General features: G+C 70.1%; 15 protein-coding genes and 1 tRNA gene. 10 read left to right on the top strand and 6 right to left on the bottom strand.

Going from position 1 to position 15,705, the window contains the following annotated elements; genetic code table 11:
- Together CEK69_RS21050 and CEK69_RS21055 are read left to right on the top strand one after the other, a co-directional pair.
- A partial coding sequence (locus tag CEK69_RS21050) for a hypothetical protein (RefSeq protein WP_193313961.1) occupies positions 1-218 on the top strand: 218 nt, incomplete at its 5' end.
- Between the two features lie 114 nt (positions 219-332).
- Positions 333-548, top strand: coding sequence for a hypothetical protein (locus CEK69_RS21055; protein WP_193313962.1), 216 nt, complete (start codon positions 333-335; stop codon positions 546-548).
- 7 nt (positions 549-555) lie between these two features.
- Here the strand turns inward: CEK69_RS21055 and CEK69_RS10695 are convergent, their stop codons facing one another.
- From CEK69_RS10695 to CEK69_RS10710, 4 genes are all read right to left on the bottom strand, one after another.
- Positions 556-1,515, bottom strand: coding sequence for a homoserine kinase (locus CEK69_RS10695; protein WP_152245564.1), 960 nt, complete (start codon positions 1,513-1,515; stop codon positions 556-558).
- Between the two features lie 5 nt (positions 1,516-1,520).
- Entirely contained in the window at positions 1,521-3,965 is a 2,445-nt protein-coding gene (gene thrA / locus CEK69_RS10700; RefSeq protein WP_152245562.1) for a bifunctional aspartate kinase/homoserine dehydrogenase I, read from the bottom strand.
- Between the two features lie 544 nt (positions 3,966-4,509).
- Positions 4,510-4,854: a hypothetical protein gene (locus CEK69_RS10705; protein ID WP_226975121.1), complete on the bottom strand. Its 345-nt coding sequence runs from the start codon at positions 4,852-4,854 to the stop codon at positions 4,510-4,512.
- A gap of 415 nt (positions 4,855-5,269) precedes the next feature.
- A tRNA-Arg gene (locus CEK69_RS10710) sits at positions 5,270-5,346 on the bottom strand.
- A gap of 169 nt (positions 5,347-5,515) precedes the next feature.
- Between CEK69_RS10710 and CEK69_RS10715 the strand changes: the two genes are divergently transcribed.
- The 8 genes from CEK69_RS10715 to CEK69_RS10750 all read left to right on the top strand — a co-directional run bounded on the left by CEK69_RS10715 (position 5,516) and on the right by CEK69_RS10750 (position 13,173).
- Positions 5,516-7,048, top strand: a complete 1,533-nt coding sequence (locus CEK69_RS10715) for an aldehyde dehydrogenase family protein (protein ID WP_017913404.1) — start codon at positions 5,516-5,518, stop codon at positions 7,046-7,048.
- Positions 7,049-7,114: 66 nt separating this feature from the next.
- Positions 7,115-7,396 (top strand): DUF4190 domain-containing protein, encoded by a 282-nt coding sequence (locus CEK69_RS10720; RefSeq protein ID WP_017913403.1) that lies wholly within the window; start codon positions 7,115-7,117, stop codon positions 7,394-7,396.
- The gene (locus CEK69_RS10725) at positions 7,393-8,166 is read left to right on the top strand and encodes a class I SAM-dependent methyltransferase (RefSeq protein WP_017913402.1); all 774 of its coding nucleotides are present in this window, start codon (positions 7,393-7,395) and stop codon (positions 8,164-8,166) included. The genes CEK69_RS10720 and CEK69_RS10725 overlap by 4 nt, the downstream gene beginning before the upstream one ends.
- An 8-nt stretch (positions 8,167-8,174) precedes the next feature.
- Positions 8,175-9,230: a quinone-dependent dihydroorotate dehydrogenase gene (locus tag CEK69_RS10730; RefSeq protein ID WP_017913401.1), complete on the top strand. Its 1,056-nt coding sequence runs from the start codon at positions 8,175-8,177 to the stop codon at positions 9,228-9,230.
- On the top strand, positions 9,227-10,270 hold the full coding sequence (gene murB / locus CEK69_RS10735; RefSeq protein WP_017913400.1) for a UDP-N-acetylmuramate dehydrogenase: 1,044 nt from the start codon (positions 9,227-9,229) through the stop codon (positions 10,268-10,270). Before CEK69_RS10730 ends, murB begins: the two co-directional genes overlap by 4 nt.
- The gene (locus CEK69_RS10740; RefSeq protein WP_255424817.1) at positions 10,264-11,172 is read left to right on the top strand and encodes a DMT family transporter; all 909 of its coding nucleotides are present in this window, start codon (positions 10,264-10,266) and stop codon (positions 11,170-11,172) included. Before murB ends, CEK69_RS10740 begins: the two co-directional genes overlap by 7 nt.
- A gap of 130 nt (positions 11,173-11,302) precedes the next feature.
- Positions 11,303-11,992 carry an aspartate/glutamate racemase family protein gene (locus CEK69_RS10745; RefSeq protein ID WP_152181156.1) on the top strand — a complete coding sequence of 230 codons (690 nt, stop codon included), beginning with the start codon at positions 11,303-11,305 and terminating at the stop codon, positions 11,990-11,992.
- A gap of 2 nt (positions 11,993-11,994) precedes the next feature.
- Positions 11,995-13,173, top strand: a complete 1,179-nt coding sequence (locus CEK69_RS10750) for a TPM domain-containing protein (protein ID WP_152245498.1) — start codon at positions 11,995-11,997, stop codon at positions 13,171-13,173.
- Between the two features lie 557 nt (positions 13,174-13,730).
- Here the strand turns inward: CEK69_RS10750 and CEK69_RS10755 are convergent.
- Together CEK69_RS10755 and ispG are read right to left on the bottom strand one after the other, a co-directional pair.
- Positions 13,731-14,441 carry a phosphatase PAP2 family protein gene (locus tag CEK69_RS10755; RefSeq protein ID WP_017915921.1) on the bottom strand — a complete coding sequence of 237 codons (711 nt, stop codon included), beginning with the start codon at positions 14,439-14,441 and terminating at the stop codon, positions 13,731-13,733.
- Complete coding sequence (gene ispG, locus CEK69_RS10760) at positions 14,422-15,687, bottom strand: flavodoxin-dependent (E)-4-hydroxy-3-methylbut-2-enyl-diphosphate synthase (protein WP_152245500.1); 1,266 nt, start codon at positions 15,685-15,687, stop codon at positions 14,422-14,424. Before ispG ends, CEK69_RS10755 begins: the two co-directional genes overlap by 20 nt.
- Between the last annotated feature and the right edge of the window lie 18 nt (positions 15,688-15,705).

Here is a 15,705-nt window from a genome sequence, read left to right on the forward strand (position 1 = left end):
CGGACCCGGAGCGCGTCAGCGCGGAGGGCGCGCTGCGGGGTGTGCTTTCTTTTGGTTACTTTTCTTTGCACAAGCAAAGAAAAGTGACTCGCCGACAGGCGAAAGCTGTTGCTGTTGCTTCAAGCTTTAGAGCTTTAACAGCAAAAGCATCAGCAACAGCAAAGGCTTTCGCCCTTACGGGCGAGTTACTTTTCTTTGCTCGCGCAAAGAAAAGGTAACCAAAAGAAAGCGCGCCCTGCCTCGCGCCCTCCGCGCTGCGCGCTCCGGGTCCGCGTCCATCGCGGGGATCCGCGGAAGGGGCATCCTGCCCCTGCCGCGGACGGCGTACATCCATGTACGCCGCCCTTCGGGTATTTCCCCGCGATGGCCGCCGCTTCGGAAGGGAACCCGGTACGGCAACAGCAACAGCAACAGCAACAACAAAGCAGAAGCAAAGCAACGACCAGAGCAACAGCGACAGCGACAACAAAAGCAAATTCGAAATCGGCAACAGCAACAGCAACAGCAACGACACTAGCAACAGCGGCGCCGACAACGCACCGCTCTGATAAGTGGCTACAGCAACGTCGCACCCGGACACTGCAACGGCGACACCCAGTGCTGGCTACCAAAACCAGCGTCCGCAAAGGCCGCCTGCACCGCCGGCGCCGCGGCCTCCGCCTCGGCACGGCTGGCGAACCAGGCGAACACACTCGGACCAGCGCCGGAAATGCCCGCACCCATCGCCCCCGCCGCCAGCGCCGCCGCCTTGGCCGCGTCGAAGCCGACGATCAGCGGCGCGCGGCGCGGCTCGATCAGCACGTCGCGCAGGCCGGCGCGCACCAGCGCCTCGTCGCCGGCATGGCAACCCGCCAGCACCAACGCCAGGTTCGCGCTCTGCGCCACGAACTCGCCGAGCCGGTACTCGCCGGCCAGCGCTGCGCGCGCGTGGCGCGTCTCCAGCGTCGCGTCCGGGTGCACCAGCAGGCTGTGCCAGCCGCTCGGCACCGGGACCGGCACCAGCTGCTCCAGGGTCGACAGCACCAGGCCGCCCAGCAGCATCGGGCCGAGGTTGTCGCCGTGGCGGCTGCCGCTGGCCACCGCCTCGCCGTCCAGCGCGTAGCGATACAGTGCATCGCGCGACAGCGGCGCGGCAAGCAAGGCATTGGCCGCCACCAGCGCGGCCACGCACGAGGCGGCCGAGCCGCCCATGCCGGAGCTGAGCGGGATGCCCTTGTCGATCTCCAGTTCGAAGCCGAACGGCAGCGCCAACGCCTCGCGCAGCGACATCAACGCGGCACCGGCGGTGTTGCGTGCGGCCTCCAATGGCAAGGTCACGGTGGTGCCACGGATCGCGGCAATGCGCACCTCCGGCGCGTCGATGCGGCGCACCGTCACCGTGTCGCCGACACCTTCCACCGCATAGCCCAGCAGGTCGAATCCCACCGCCACGTTGGCCACCGAGGCCGGCGCGAACGCGCTTGCCTGCGTCGGCAGCGCGGCCGGGCCGACGGCGCTCGTTGCCAGCGTCTGCATCCGGCTCACAGGCGCGCGCCCTCGCCCGCCGCGACCCGCAGCAGGTCGGCGAACACACCGGCGGCGGTCACTTCCGGGCCGGCGCCCGGCCCCTGTACCACCAGCGGATTGTTGCAGTAGCGGCGGGTGGTGAACTGCACCACGTTGTCGGTCAGGCGCAGGTTGGCGAAGGCATGGTCGGCCGGCAGTTCCACCAGGCCCACGCTGGGTGCATGGCCCGGCGCCAACCGCGCCACGTAACGCAGCACGCAGCCGCGCGCCCTGGCCGCCTGCAGGCGCTGCGCGAACACCGCATCGACCTCGTGCAGGCGCGCCATGAAATCGTCCACGCTGGCCTGGCGCAGCGCTTCCGGCACCAGGCTTTCCACCGCCACGTCCTCCAGGCTCAGCTCGTGCCCGGCCTCGCGCGCCAGGATCACCAGCTTGCGCGCCACGTCGGTGCCGGACAGGTCGTCGCGCGGGTCCGGCTCGGTGTAGCCCATGCCGCGCGCCTCGGCCACCAATTGCGCGAACGGCACGCTGCCGTCGTACTTGTTGAACAGCCAGGCCAAGGTGCCGGAGAAGATGCCTTCGATCGCGGTGACCGCGTCGCCGGTATCGACCAGGTCGCGCAAGGTGGTGATCACCGGCAGGCCGGCACCGACCGTGGCCTCGTAGCGGAAGCGCGCGCCGCTGGCGGCGGCCGCGGCGCGGATGGCGTGGAAGCGCGGCAGCGGCCCGGCGCCGGCCTGTTTGTTCGGGGTCACCACGTGGATGCCGGCGGCCAGCCAGCCGGCGTAGCGGTCGGCGACGTCGGCGCTGCCGCTGCAGTCGATGATCACCGCATGCGGCAGATGCGCCGACAGCAGGTGCGCGGTGAACGCGTCCAGGTCGGTCGGCTGCTGGCCGGCGGCCAGCGCCTTCCGCCAGTCGCCGGCGAAGGCGCGCGGCTCCAGGCGCATCGTGCTGCGCGAGGCGACCGCGCGCAGGCGCAGGTCGAGGTTGGCCTTGGCCAGCAGTTGCGGCTGCGCGGCGCGCAACTGGTCCAGCAGCGCCGCACCGACGTTGCCCGGCCCGATCACGCCGACCGAGAAGGTCTGCGGCGACAGCCAGAAGCCGGCATGCGCGGCGCGCAGCGCCTTGGTCGCGTGCGCGCTGTCGATGGCCACCGAGATGTTGCGCTCGGACGAGCCCTGCGCGATCGCCAGGATGTTGACCTGGGCGCGGCCCAAGGACTCGAACAGGCGCGCGGCCACGCCGGGCTGCCCGGTCATGCCGTCGCCGACCGCGGCCAGCACGCTGATGCCGGTGGTCAACTGCACGCGCTGCACCTGACCCACCACCAGTTCGTGGGCGAACGCGGAGAGCACCGCGTCGCGCGCGCGCTCGGCCTCGTTCTGCCGCACCACGCAGCAGATGGAATGTTCGGACGACCCCTGCGAGATCATCACCACCGACACCCGCGCGTTGCGCAGCGCGGCGAACACGCGCTCGGCGGTGCCGGGCACGCCGATCAGGCCGGTGCCTTCGAGGTTGAGCACGGCCAGGTCCGGGCTCAGCGTCAGCCCCTTGATCGGGCCGCTGGTGGCGCTGCTGGCGGTGATGCGGGTGCCCGGGTGCTCGGGCTGGAAGGTGTTGCGGATGATGATCGGCAGGCCGCGCTCGATCGCCGGCGACATGGTTTGCGGGTGCACCACCTTGGCGCCGAAATAGGCCAGTTCGCAGGCTTCGTCGTAGCTGAGCGTTTCCAGTTGCACCGCTTCGGGCACGACCCGCGGGTCCGCCGAAAGTACGCCGTCGACGTCGGTCCAGATGTGCAGCTCGGCGGCGTCGAACAGCGCGGCGAAGATCGCGCCGGAGTAGTCGCTGCCGTTGCGGCCGAGGGTGGTGATGCGGCCGGCGCGGTCGCGGGCGACGAAGCCGGTGACCACGATGCGCGGCTGCGGGTGCTCCGCGCGCCATTGCGCCAGGCGCTGCGCGCTGGCGGACCAGTCCACGTCCACGCCCAGCTCGCCGCGGTCGACCACCAAGACCTCGCGCGCATCCAGCACCGCGCACTCCTCGCCCAGCGCACGCAGGTGGTCGCCCAGCAACTGCGCCGAGTACACCTCGCCCAACCCCTGCACGCGGTCCAGCACTTCCCGCGGCAGTTCGCCGATCACCGCCAGCGCGGCGAGGATCTCGGCCAGGTGCTCGAAGCGCGCGTCCAGCCATTCGACCGTGGCACCGGCATGTTCGCCAAGCAAGGCCACGGCGGCGGCGCGATGGCGGGCACGGGTTTCGTGCCAGCGCTCGCGCCAGTCGCCGTGGCCGCGCGCAGCCAGTTCGGCCAGGCCGATCAACGCATCGGTGACGCCCTTCATCGCCGAGACGACGGTGACCTGGAGACGTTCCGGGCGCGCCAACAGCAGTTGCGCGACATGACGGTAGCGTTCGGCATCGGCCACCGAGGTGCCGCCGAACTTGTGCACGACAGTGGCGGCGGCGAGCGCGGGATCGACGGCGGAATCGGGCGAAGCGGCGACAGCAGGAGCGACGGCGGGGGGCGACATGGAAGACCTCGGAGTGGAGGCCCCGCTCGCATCAGGCTGAGGGATTCCCCCGCATCCTGATCCGGGTGCGGGGCCGTGGTGTTCGACGATCAGACGAAGACGACGGGCCGCACCGGGCGAATGGTGAGGGTGGTAATACCGGTGGTAATGCCCGCAGCAGCGCCCGCCGCGTGCCGAAGCGAGCGCGGAAGCGAGATGGCGATAGGGGCGAACACCAGAGGCATGGACGCAAGAGGACATCATGCGCCGGGGCGCTGTCAAGCGCCGCGTGTGCGACCGCAGCATCGGCGCTGCGGCCCTGGCAAACGGTTGCAAAAGTGACTATCGCGCCAAGCCAGGAAACACCACGTTAAGGCCACCAAGCAGGGGGCGCCGGGCGACACGCAACGCCGTCCACGCGGGCCTGAGCGTCGGCACGCAGCGAACGCGCGACGCCGCCGGCGCCGCGCGTTTTGCGCAACCCTTACTGCTGCTTCTGATCGGTCGGCGGCGGCTGCTGCGGATCCGGGTTGGCAGGATCCTGGGGGGTAGTCGGGCTGGTCGGAGACGTCGTGGTCGGCGGTACGCCCTGCGACGCGTCCTGGCCCTGCATCGTGCCCTGCCCGGTCTCGGTGCCGGTCGCGGTGCCGCTGGCATCGCCGCTGGTGGTGCCGGCCGGGGCGGTGCTGCCGCCTGCCGGGCTGCCGTCGGCCGCTGCGGGCGGGTTGGCCACATTCGGATCGGTGGCCGGTTGGTCGCCGTCGCGCTTGCAGGCCGCAAGCGCAGCCAGCATCGAACCGACCAGGACCATCTTCATTGCTGTTTTCATCTGTGACTCCTGCTTCGCATAGGGGTGGGAATCGCTGCGGGCGTGCCGGCAAGCCGACGATCACGCCAGGCCCGAGGCGATCAGGACCGCCGATGCGCGGCGGCGATCGTCCCGCCGCACGGAGTTGCGGGCGGGACGCTTGTGGCGGACGTGGCGGAGGCGACTCCGTCCTCGTCGTCCATCGGCACTGCAAAAGTAGAGTACGCGGCGCGAATCGCCGCCAAGCGCAGTGGCCGACGGACGCAGCCTACGCAGGACGATGCTCAGGCCGCGTCGGTACAAGGTGTAGAGGACGTTATTGCAGACAGATCGGACACCGCGCGATTCACCATCGCGGCCGCTGCGCAGGATGCATGGGCAGGCAACGCGATGGCCGCTGGCGGCGCCGCGGCCGCGGCGGACGGCATGCACGAAATGGTGACCCCGGCGCGATTCGAACGCACGACCTGTCCCTTAGGAGGGGACCGCTCTATCCAGCTGAGCTACGGGGCCATTGGCCTGGCGGGGATTCTACGGCATGCCCACGCGTTTTTTGCGCTCGCCGGCCGCCCCCGCCAGCGGCGGCGGCCGGATGCGTCCGGTCTGCTAAAATTGCCGGCTGCGCGTCCCGCGTCCCCCGCCTGCGGTCGCCTTCCCTGTCGCAACGAACCCAGGAGATTCCATGTCCGCTGACCTGCTCAAGGCGCTCGGCCTCGCCGCCACCAACTCCGGCACCTATCTCGGCAATGGCGAGTGGTCCAGCGCCACCGGCGCCGGCGTGCTGCAGCCGCTCAACCCGTCGAGCAACGACATCATCGCCGACGTCCAGGCCACCACCGAGCAGGACTACGAAACGGTGATCGCCCGCGCCCAGGCCGCGTTCAAGGTCTGGCGCACCACCCCGGCGCCGCGCCGCGGCGAAGCGGTGCGGCTGTGCGGCGAAGCGCTGCGCAAGCACAAGGACGCACTGGGCTCGCTGGTCGCGCTGGAAATGGGCAAGAGCAAGCCGGAAGGCGACGGCGAAGTGCAGGAGATGATCGACATCGCCGATTTCGCGGTCGGCCAGAGCCGCATGCTGTACGGCTACACCCTGCATTCGGAGCGCCCCGGCCACCGCATGTACGAGCAGTACCAGCCGCTGGGCCTGGTCGGCATCATCAGCGCGTTCAACTTCCCGGTCGCGGTGTGGAGCTGGAACGCGTTCCTGGCGGCGATCTGCGGCGACATCTGCATCTGGAAGCCGTCCAACAAGACCCCGCTGACCGCGATCGCGTCGATGAAGATCTGCAACGAGGCGCTACGCGACGCCGGTTTCCCTGACATCTTCTTCCTGATCAACGACGCCGGCGTGGCCCTGTCCGAGCGCCTGGTCGAGGACACCCGCATCCCGCTGATCAGCTTCACCGGCTCCACCCAGGTCGGCCGCGTCGTCGCCGAGAAGTGCGCGCGCCGGCTGGGCCGCTGCCTGCTGGAGCTGGGCGGCAACAACGCGATCATCCTCGACGAGAGCGCCGACCTGAAGCTGGCGGTGCCCGGCATCGTGTTCGGCGCCGTCGGCACCGCCGGCCAGCGCTGCACCACCACGCGCCGGCTGATCGTGCACGAATCGATCTACGACACCGTGCTGGCCACCCTGGTCAAGGCCTACAAGCAGGTCGAAGGCAAGATCGGCGACCCCACCGACCCGGCCAACCTGATGGGCCCGCTGAACAGCCGCGGCGCGGTCGAGCAGTTCCTGGACTCTATCGCCAAGGCCAAGGCCGCCGGCGGCACCATCGAGACCGGCGGCACCGCGCTGGACCGCCCGGGCAACTTCGTGCTGCCGGCCATCGTCACCGGCCTGAAGAACAGCGATGAAGTGGTCCAGCACGAAACCTTCGCGCCGATCCTGTACGTGATGAAGTACAGCACCCTGGACGAGGCCATCGACATGCAGAACGGCGTGCCGCAGGGCCTGTCCTCGTCGATCTTCACCCAGAACCTGAAGGCGGCGGAGAAGTTCCTGTCCGCGGCCGGCAGCGACTGCGGCATCGCCAACGTCAACATCGGCACCTCCGGCGCCGAGATCGGCGGCGCCTTCGGCGGCGAGAAGGACACCGGCGGCGGCCGCGAATCCGGCTCGGACGCGTGGAAGGTGTACATGCGCCGGCAGACCAACACGATCAACTACTCCGACTCGCTGCCGCTGGCGCAGGGCATCAAGTTCGATCTGTAACGCGGCGAGCGCGGCGGCCAGCACCCTGCGGCCGCCGCCCCTTTCCTTCTGCAAGGAGCGACAGCGATGAGTCAGGTGCGCGAGACCAATTCCCTGGCGGTGGTCAGCCTGGTCGCCGGGATCCTCGGCTGGACCCTGATGCCGGTACTGGGCAGCCTCGGCGCGATCATCACCGGGCATCTGGCCCGGGCGGAGATCCGCCGCCAGCCGCAGCGCTTCCAGGGCGATGGCCTGGCGGTGGGCGGGCTGATCCTGGGCTGGGCCGCGGTGGTGCTGGCCGTGCTGGCGGTACTGGCCTTCGTGCTGTTCTTCGGCGGGCTGGCCTGGTTCGCCAGCACCCAGTCGTGAGCCGGGACGCCGCCGCGCCGCGGGAACGCTTCAGCGACCGCGTCGCCGATTACGTGCGCTACCGCCCCAGCTATCCGGCGGCGCTGCTGGACTGGGTGCACGGCGAGCTGGGCGTGGCGCGCGATGCGCTGGTCGCCGACATCGGCGCCGGCACCGGCATCTCCACGCGCCTGTTCCTGCAGGCCGGGCATCCGACCCTGGCCGTGGAGCCGAACGCGGCGATGCGCGAGGCCGCAGTGGCGCTGCTGCAGGACCTGCCGGGCTTCCGCGCCATCGACGGCAGCGCCGAGGCCACCACCCTGGCCGATGCCAGCGTGGACCTGGTCAGCGCCGCGCAGGCCTTCCACTGGTTCGACCTGGAGGCGGTGCGCCGCGAATGGGCACGCGTGCTGCGTCCGGGCGGCCTGGCGCTGGTGTACTGGAACTCGCGCCTGCTCGACGCCACGCCGTTCCTGCAAGGCTACGAGCAGTTGCTGCTGGAGTACGGCACCGACTACAGCGCGGTGGCCGAGCGCTACCACGACGATGCCACCATGCAGCGCTGGTTCGGCGCCGGCCTGCGCGGCACCGCGCAGTTCCCCAACGCGCAGCGCATGGACTTCGAGGCGCTGCGCGGACGCCTGCTGTCGTCCTCCTATGCGCCGCTGCCCGGCCACCCGCAGCACGCGCCGATGCTGGAGGCGTTGCGCACGCTGTTCGACCGGCACCAGCGCGACGGCGTCGTCGCGTTCCATTACCGCACCCGCGCCTTCGCCGGGACGCTGAACTGAGCCACGCCATGTACTCCCTCGCCCGACCGTTCCTGTTCGCCTTCGACGCCGAGCGCGCGCATGCCCTGGGCCTGCGTGCGATCGAGCTGGCCTACCGCACCGGCACCAATCCGCTGCTGGCGCGGGCCATCGCGCCGATGCCCACGCGCGCCTTCGGCCTGGACTTCCCCAACCCGGTCGGACTGGCCGCGGGCCTGGACAAGAACGGCGAGCACATCGACGCGTTGCTGGCGCTGGGCTTCGGCTTCGTCGAGATCGGCACGGTCACCCCGCGCGCGCAGGCCGGCAATCCGCAGCCGCGCATGTTCCGCCTGCCGCGGCAGCAGGCGGTGATCAACCGCATGGGCTTCAACAACCTGGGCGTGGATGCGCTGGTGCGCAACGTCGAGCGCGCGCGGCGCCGGCGCGGCCTGCTCGGCATCAACATCGGCAAGAACAAGGACACCCCGAACGATGACGCCGCGTCCGACTACCTGCATTGCCTGGAAAAGGTCTATGCGCTGTCCGACTACGTCACCGTCAACATCTCCTCGCCCAACACTGCCGGCCTGCGCGAGCTGCAGGAGGAACAGGCGCTGCGGCAGCTGATCGCGCGCCTGCGCGAGGCGCAGGAAGCGCTGGCGGCGCGCCACGGCAAGCGCGTGCCGATGCTGGTCAAGGTGGCGCCGGACCTGAGCGACAGCGACATCGACGCGGCGGCGCGGGTGCTGTCGGACCTGCAGGTGGACGGGGTGATCGCCACCAACACCACCGTCGCCCGCCCCGGCCTGGAACACGAACCGCTGGGCGGCGAAAGCGGCGGCCTGTCCGGCGCGCCGCTGCTGGGCCAGTCCACCCTGGTGCTGCGCCGGCTGCGCGCGCGCCTGCCCGAGAGCATCCCGCTGATCGGCGTCGGCGGCATCCTCTCCGGTGCCGATGCGGTGGCGAAGATGGCCGCCGGGGCCGCCCTGGTGCAGTGCTATAGCGGCCTGGTGTTCCGCGGGCCGGAGCTGATCGGCGAGTGCGTGGAGGCGATGCGCCGGCGCCGCGAAGCGCCCAGCCGCGGGGACGTGGTCGTCCCATGAGCACGACGGCCTGGTCGCTCACCGCGCAGGCGCCGCTGCAGGCGCTCAACACCTTCCACGTCGCCGCGCAGGCGCCGTGGCTGCTGCAGATCTTCGCGCCCGAGGCGCTGCCCGAGGCGCTGCTGGCGCCGGAGCTGGCCGGCGCCGCGCTGCTGCCGCTGGGCAGCGGCAGCAACATGCTGTTCGCCGGCGATGCGCCGGGCGTGGTGCTGTGCTTCGCCAACCGCAGCATCGACACTCTGGAGCACCGCGCCGACTACGCCATCGTCCGCGCCGGCGCCGGCGTGGGCTGGCACGAGCTGGTGATGTGGTCGCTGGCGCAGGGCCTGTCCGGCCTGGAGAACCTGGCGCTGATCCCCGGCACGGTTGGCGCCGCGCCGATCCAGAACATCGGCGCCTACGGCGCGCAGATGGGCGAGTTCGTGCACGTGGTCGAGGCCTACGACCGCGCCGATGCGCGCTTCGTGCGGCTGGACGCGGCCGCCTGCGAGTTCGGCTACCGCGACAGTCTGTTCAAGCGCCAGCCTGACCGCTACCTGATCGTCGCGGTGGAGTTCAACCTGCCGCGGCTGCATGCGCTGCGCCTGGACTACGCCGGCATCGGCGAGGAACTGCAGGCGATGGGCATCGCCACGCCCGGCGCGCCCGACGTGGCCCAGGCGGTGATCAACATCCGCCGGCGCAAGCTGCCCGACCCGGACGTGCTCGGCAACGCCGGCAGCTTCTTCAAGAACCCGCTGCTGCCGCTGGAACAGGCATTGGCGCTGCAACACGAACACCCGGCACTGCCGGTGTTTCCCGGCGACGACGACAGCCAGCGCAAGCTGTCGGCGGCGTGGCTGATCGAGGCCTGCGGCTGGAAAGGCTACCGCGACGGCGATGCCGGCGTGTCCGCCGCGCACGCGCTGGTGCTGGTCAACCACGGCCAGGCCAGCGGTGCCGAGCTGCTGGAACTGGCGCGGCGCATCACCGCCTCGGTAAGCGAGCGCTTCGGCGTCATCCTGGAGCCGGAGCCGCGCATCGTCGGCGCACAGTGGTAGCCGCACCCACGCCGCTGCGCGCGGCGCTGCTGATGCTGGCCAGTACGATGGCCTTCGGGCTGATGGTCGTCGCGATCCGGTTGGCCTCGGCGCAGCTGTCCACGCTGCAGATCGCCTTCTTCCGCAACCTGTTCGGCCTGCTGTTCCTGTTGCCGATGCTGCTGCGCCCGGGCCGGCCATGGCCGCGCACCGCGCAACTGCCGCGTTACCTGCTGCGCACCGCGATCGGCCTGGTGTCGATGCTGGCCGGGTTCTGGGCGATCGGGCATCTGCCGCTGTCGCAGGCGATCGCGCTGTCCTACTCCACCCCGCTGTTCGCGACCCTGGCCGCCGCCCTGTGGCTGGGCGAGACGGTGCGCCTGCGGCGCTGGCTGGCGGTGCTGTGCGGCTTCGTCGGGGTGCTGCTGATCGTGCGCCCCGGCGCCGCCGCGTTCAGCCCCGGCACCCTGGTGGCGGTACTGGCCGCGGTGATGAGCGCCCTGGTCGCGATCCAGATCAAGCAACTGGCGCGGGTCGACGCCGCCAACACGGTGGTGTTCTACACCTACGCGTTCTGGGTGCCGATGTCGCTGCTGCCGGCGCTGTTCGTGTGGCGCTGGCCGCACGGCATCGACTGGCTGTGGCTGCTGGCCACCGGCCTGTTCGGCACCCTCGGCCAGTTGCTGTGGACGCACGCGCTGCGCCTCGGCGAAGTCTCCGCACTGACCCCGATCAGCTTCACCCAGCTGCCGCTGGTGGCGCTGTTCGGCTGGTGGCTGTTCGACGAGACCCCGGACGGCGGCACCGTGCTGGGCGCGCTGGTGATCCTCGGCGCCAACGCCTACATCGCCCATCGCGAGGCCGTACTGGCACGGCGCGCAGCGCGCGTCGGTGCCGGCACGCCGCCGACGCTCGACGCCTAGGGGCACGCATGACGCCGCCCTGTGCTCCCGCTTCCCGGCAATCGCCGACACAGGCACAGCGCGCGGTCGCCGCACGCGACCGATGCCGCTACCATCCTCGCGCACTCGACACGGCGGCAAGCGACGCACGATGAAGACGATCGGCATGATCGGCGGCATGAGCTGGGAATCCACCCTGCCCTATTACCGGCACATCAACGAGACGGTGCGCGCACAACGGGGCGGACTGCATTCGGCCAAGCTGCTGCTGCACAGCGTGGACTTCCACGAGATCGCGCAGTACCAGCGCGACGGGGACTGGGACGCGGCCGGTGCCGCGCTGGCGGCCTCGGCGCGCGCGCTGCAGGCCGGCGGCGCCGATTTCCTGGTGCTGTGCACCAACACCATGCACTGCGTCGCCGACGCGATCGCCGCCGCGGTCCCGTTGCCGCTGCTGCACATCGCCGATGCCACCGCCGATGCGTTGCAGGCCGCCGGCATCGTCCGCGTCGGCCTGCTCGGCACGCGCTTCACCATGGAGCAGGCGTTCTACCGCGAACGGCTGCAACGGCGCGGCTTCGAGGTGCTGATCCCGGATGCGCCGGCGCGCGAGGACGTGCACCGCATCATCTACGAGGAACTGTGCCAGGGCGTGGTGCAGGCGCCGTCGCGGCTGCGCTACCGCGAGGTGATCGCAGGGCTGCAGGCGCAAGGCGCGGAGGCGGTGATCCTGGGCTGCACCGAGATCGGATTGCTGGTCGGCCCTGCCGACGCGGCGGTGCCGCTGTTCGACACCACCGCGCTGCACGCGCGTGCCGCCGCCCTGTACAGCCTGGCCTAGCGATGCGCAGCCAGGCCGCACATGCCGCCGCCATCGGCCCGCGCCGCGCCGCCAGCGTTCCGCGCGGCTGGGCGCCGTTCCGGCTGAGCGCCCTGTTGGTGCTGGCGTTGCTGCTGTGGCCGGTACTCGGCCGCTGCGCCGTCGCCATTCCGCCCTACACGCCGAACGTGGTCGACCCCGCCGGCACGCTCAGTGCGGACGACACCCAGCGGATCAACGCGGCACTGCAGCGCCTGCGCGAACGCCAGCACATCTGGGGCGCGGTCTACATCGTGCCGTCGCTGCAGGACGAACCGATCGAGGCTCTGGCCGAGCGCGCCTTCCGTACCTGGCGGCTCGGCCGGCAAGGCAGCGACAACGGCCTGCTGCTGGTGCTGGCGATGCAGGACCGGCGTTCGCGCTTCGAAGTCGGCTACGGCCTGGAGGGTGCGCTGCCCGACGTGGTCGCCCGGCACGCGCTGGACGATTACCTGGCGCCGCGCCTGCGCCAGGGCGATACCGCCGACGCGATCGTCGCCGCGTTCGACTTCATGGGCCGCGCCGCCGCGCAGGATCCCGAAGCCGTGACCGAACTGGCGCAAGCGGCCGACGACGGCATGGACTGGCGGCGCGGCGCCATCGCCTGGGCGGGCCTGCTGGTGCTGGTGTGGCTGCTGCTGCCGCTGCGCAGTGCCTGGACCGGCATCCTGCGCAGGCGCCTGCTGCGGCGGCACCCTCGCCTGTCGGACAAGCCCGAGGAACTGGTTCAGGACACCGCGCGCGGCGGTTTCTGGGCGTGGTTCATCCGCCTGTTCCTGAGCGCCAATCCCGGCATCTTCGTGTTCCTGCTGTCGGCCAGGTCGATGACCATGTACGTGATCTTCCTGGCGCTGGAACTGCTGATCCCGGTACTGACCCTGGCCATCGCCGCGCAGCGCTACCGCTCGCCGCAGCGCTACAGCCGCTTCCTGCAGGCGCTCGCACGGCGGCGCAATGCGCTGATCCGCAAGGGCCATATCGCCGAGACCGCGCCCGGCGTGTTCGCCTACACCGCCAGCTACCATGCCGCTCAAGCCGCCAAGGAACGCGCCGCGGCCGAGTCCGCGGCATCGTCCTCATCCTCCTCGTCCTCCAGTTCCAGCAGCGACTCCTCCTCCGGCGGCGGCAGCTCCGGCGGCGGCGGCGCCAGTTCGAGCTGGTAGCGGAGACTGCAGCGAACGCTCGAGCAACATCAGCACGGGAAATACTTTTCCCGTTTTACAAATAGTGAGTGGGCCGCTTTGCACTTACATAAAGCGCTGCCCGCACCATGAGGCGGAAGAAATCAATTCTCTCCATTGGATGGACGTTCGCGAACAGCAGCCTCGAACCTTTCAGGCTGAGGATTGCCATGCGCGAGCCAGTCACATCCGAAAACCGCCATTTGCGCCCTACCCAACTCTTCTGCAGTGGCCCCAATAAAGCCGCTTCCCGGCAAACCCGACTCCTGCTGTACGACTATCGCTGTGAGCGGGGGCAGCTGATTTAGCAAGCAATACGACTGAATAGGCTCAAGTAGCTGACCGAGACCCGCGCGATGTGCGCCCGTGAGTGCGGCCAACTGGGAGTAGGTTAAAGACTGGCGATGGCGTGCCGCCCACGCCAGCACTGCCCAAATCTGACACGCTCGCTCGGATCTGGTCATGTGTTCATCCTTCGCAGGTTTTGGAGGCGACGGCACAGCGAGCGCCAGCAGTGTGGATTGGCCGCTTACTGGAAATTATGCCAACGCGCGCCGCGCGCGCCAGCGCGGCCGGCGCTCGCCGCGGAACAGCAGCAGGTACAGCCCCACCACCCACACCAGCGCCGCGCTCCAGCCGCCGAGGATGTCCGAGGGGTAATGCACGCCCAGGTACACCCGCGACACGCCGACCAGCAGGGTGAAGCTGCCGGCCAGCCACAGCACCGGCCAGCGCCAGCGGGTGCGCCAGCTCAGCGCGATCAGCACCGCCGCCAGCGTCATCGAGCCCATCGCGTGGCCGCTGGGGAAACTGAAGGTGTGGTGTTCCGGCGCGATCGACTCCCACAGGCTGGGCCGGTCGCGCTGGAAGAACTGCTTGGCGCCCATGTTCAGCAGCGCCGAGCCAATGAAGGACAACGCGGCGAACAGCGCCTCGCGCCAGCGGCGCAGGCCCAGCAGCACCAGCACGATCAGCGTGTCCAGCGGGATCACGCCGTACTGATAGCCGGCTTCGGTGACCACGGTGAAGAAGCGGTCCCAACCCGGGCTGGTCAGGCCGCGCATGCTCCACAGCAGCGGCTCGTCGAAATAGAGGTCTTCCAGCGCATGCACTTCGTCGGCGAGGGCGACGAACACACCCAAGGGCAGCAGGACGCCGGCGAACAGCAGCACCACGCGCCAGGCATTGAGCCGCAGCCAGCGGCGCAGGCCGGCTGCCTCGGCGGCGGACTCACCCGGTGCGGCGGACATAGGTGCGTTCGACGTAATCGTCGATCAGCGCCACGAACTCATGGGCGATGTTCTCGCCACGCAGGGTCACCTTCTTCTCGCCATCGATGAACACCGGCGCGGCCGGCGCTTCGCCGGTGCCCGGCAGCGAGATGCCGATGTTGGCGTGGCGCGACTCGCCCGGCCCGTTGACCACGCAGCCCATCACCGCCAGGGTCATGCTCTCGGCGCCGGGATGGGTCACCTTCCACTCCGGCATCTTCGCGCGGACGTGGTTCTGCACCACCTTGGCCAGCTCCTGGAAGAACTCGGAGGTGGTGCGGCCGCAGCCCGGGCAGGCGGTGACCAGCGGAGTGAAGGCGCGCTGGCCGGTGGTCTGCAGCAGTTCCTGGGCGACGATCACTTCCTGCGTGCGCGACTGCCCCGGCTCCGGGGTCAGCGAGATGCGGATGGTGTCGCCGATGCCTTCCTGCAGCAGCACCGCCAGCGCCGCGCTGGAGGCGACGATGCCCTTGCTGCCGATGCCGGCCTCGGTCAGGCCCAGGTGCAGGGCGAAATCAGAACGCTGCGCCAGGTCGCGGTACACCGCGATCAGCTCCTGCACGCCGCTGACCTTGCAGCTGAGCACGATGCGGTTCCGGCCCAGGCCCAGCTCCACCGCGCGCTCGGCCGAATCCAGCGCCGAGCGGATCAACGCCTCGCGCAGCACCCGGCCGGCATCCCACGGCACCTCGCGCCGCGAGTTCTCGTCCATCAGCTGCGCCGCCAGGGCCTGGTCCAGCGAACCCCAGTTGGCGCCGATGCGCACCGGCTTGTCGTATTTCAGCGCGAACTCGATCAGCTGCGCGAACTGGGTGTCCTTCTTCTTGCCGAAGCCGACGTTGCCGGGATTGATCCGGTACTTGGCCAGCGCCTCGGCGCAGGCCGGCTCGGCGGCCAGCAACTGGTGGCCGTTGTAGTGGAAGTCGCCGATCAGCGGCACCTCGATGCCCATCATCCGCAGCTTGTCGACGATGCGCGGGATCGCCGCGGCCGACTCGGGATTGTTGACGGTCAGGCGCACCAGTTCCGAGCCGGCGCGCCACAGTTCGGCCACCTGCTTGACCGAGGAGGCGACGTCGGCGGTGTCGGTATTGGTCATCGACTGCACCACCACCGGCTTGCCGCCGCCCATGGTGACGCCGCCGATGCGGACCGGCTGGGTGAGACGGCGCGCCCAGGGCGCGGCATCGGCGGGGGGGGGGGGGCGGCTGACGGCATCGTACATGCGCCCATTTTAGCCTGC

Source organism: Xanthomonas sp. LMG 12462 (genome assembly GCF_009192885.1).
Lineage (GTDB): Bacteria > Pseudomonadota > Gammaproteobacteria > Xanthomonadales > Xanthomonadaceae > Xanthomonas_A > Xanthomonas_A sontii.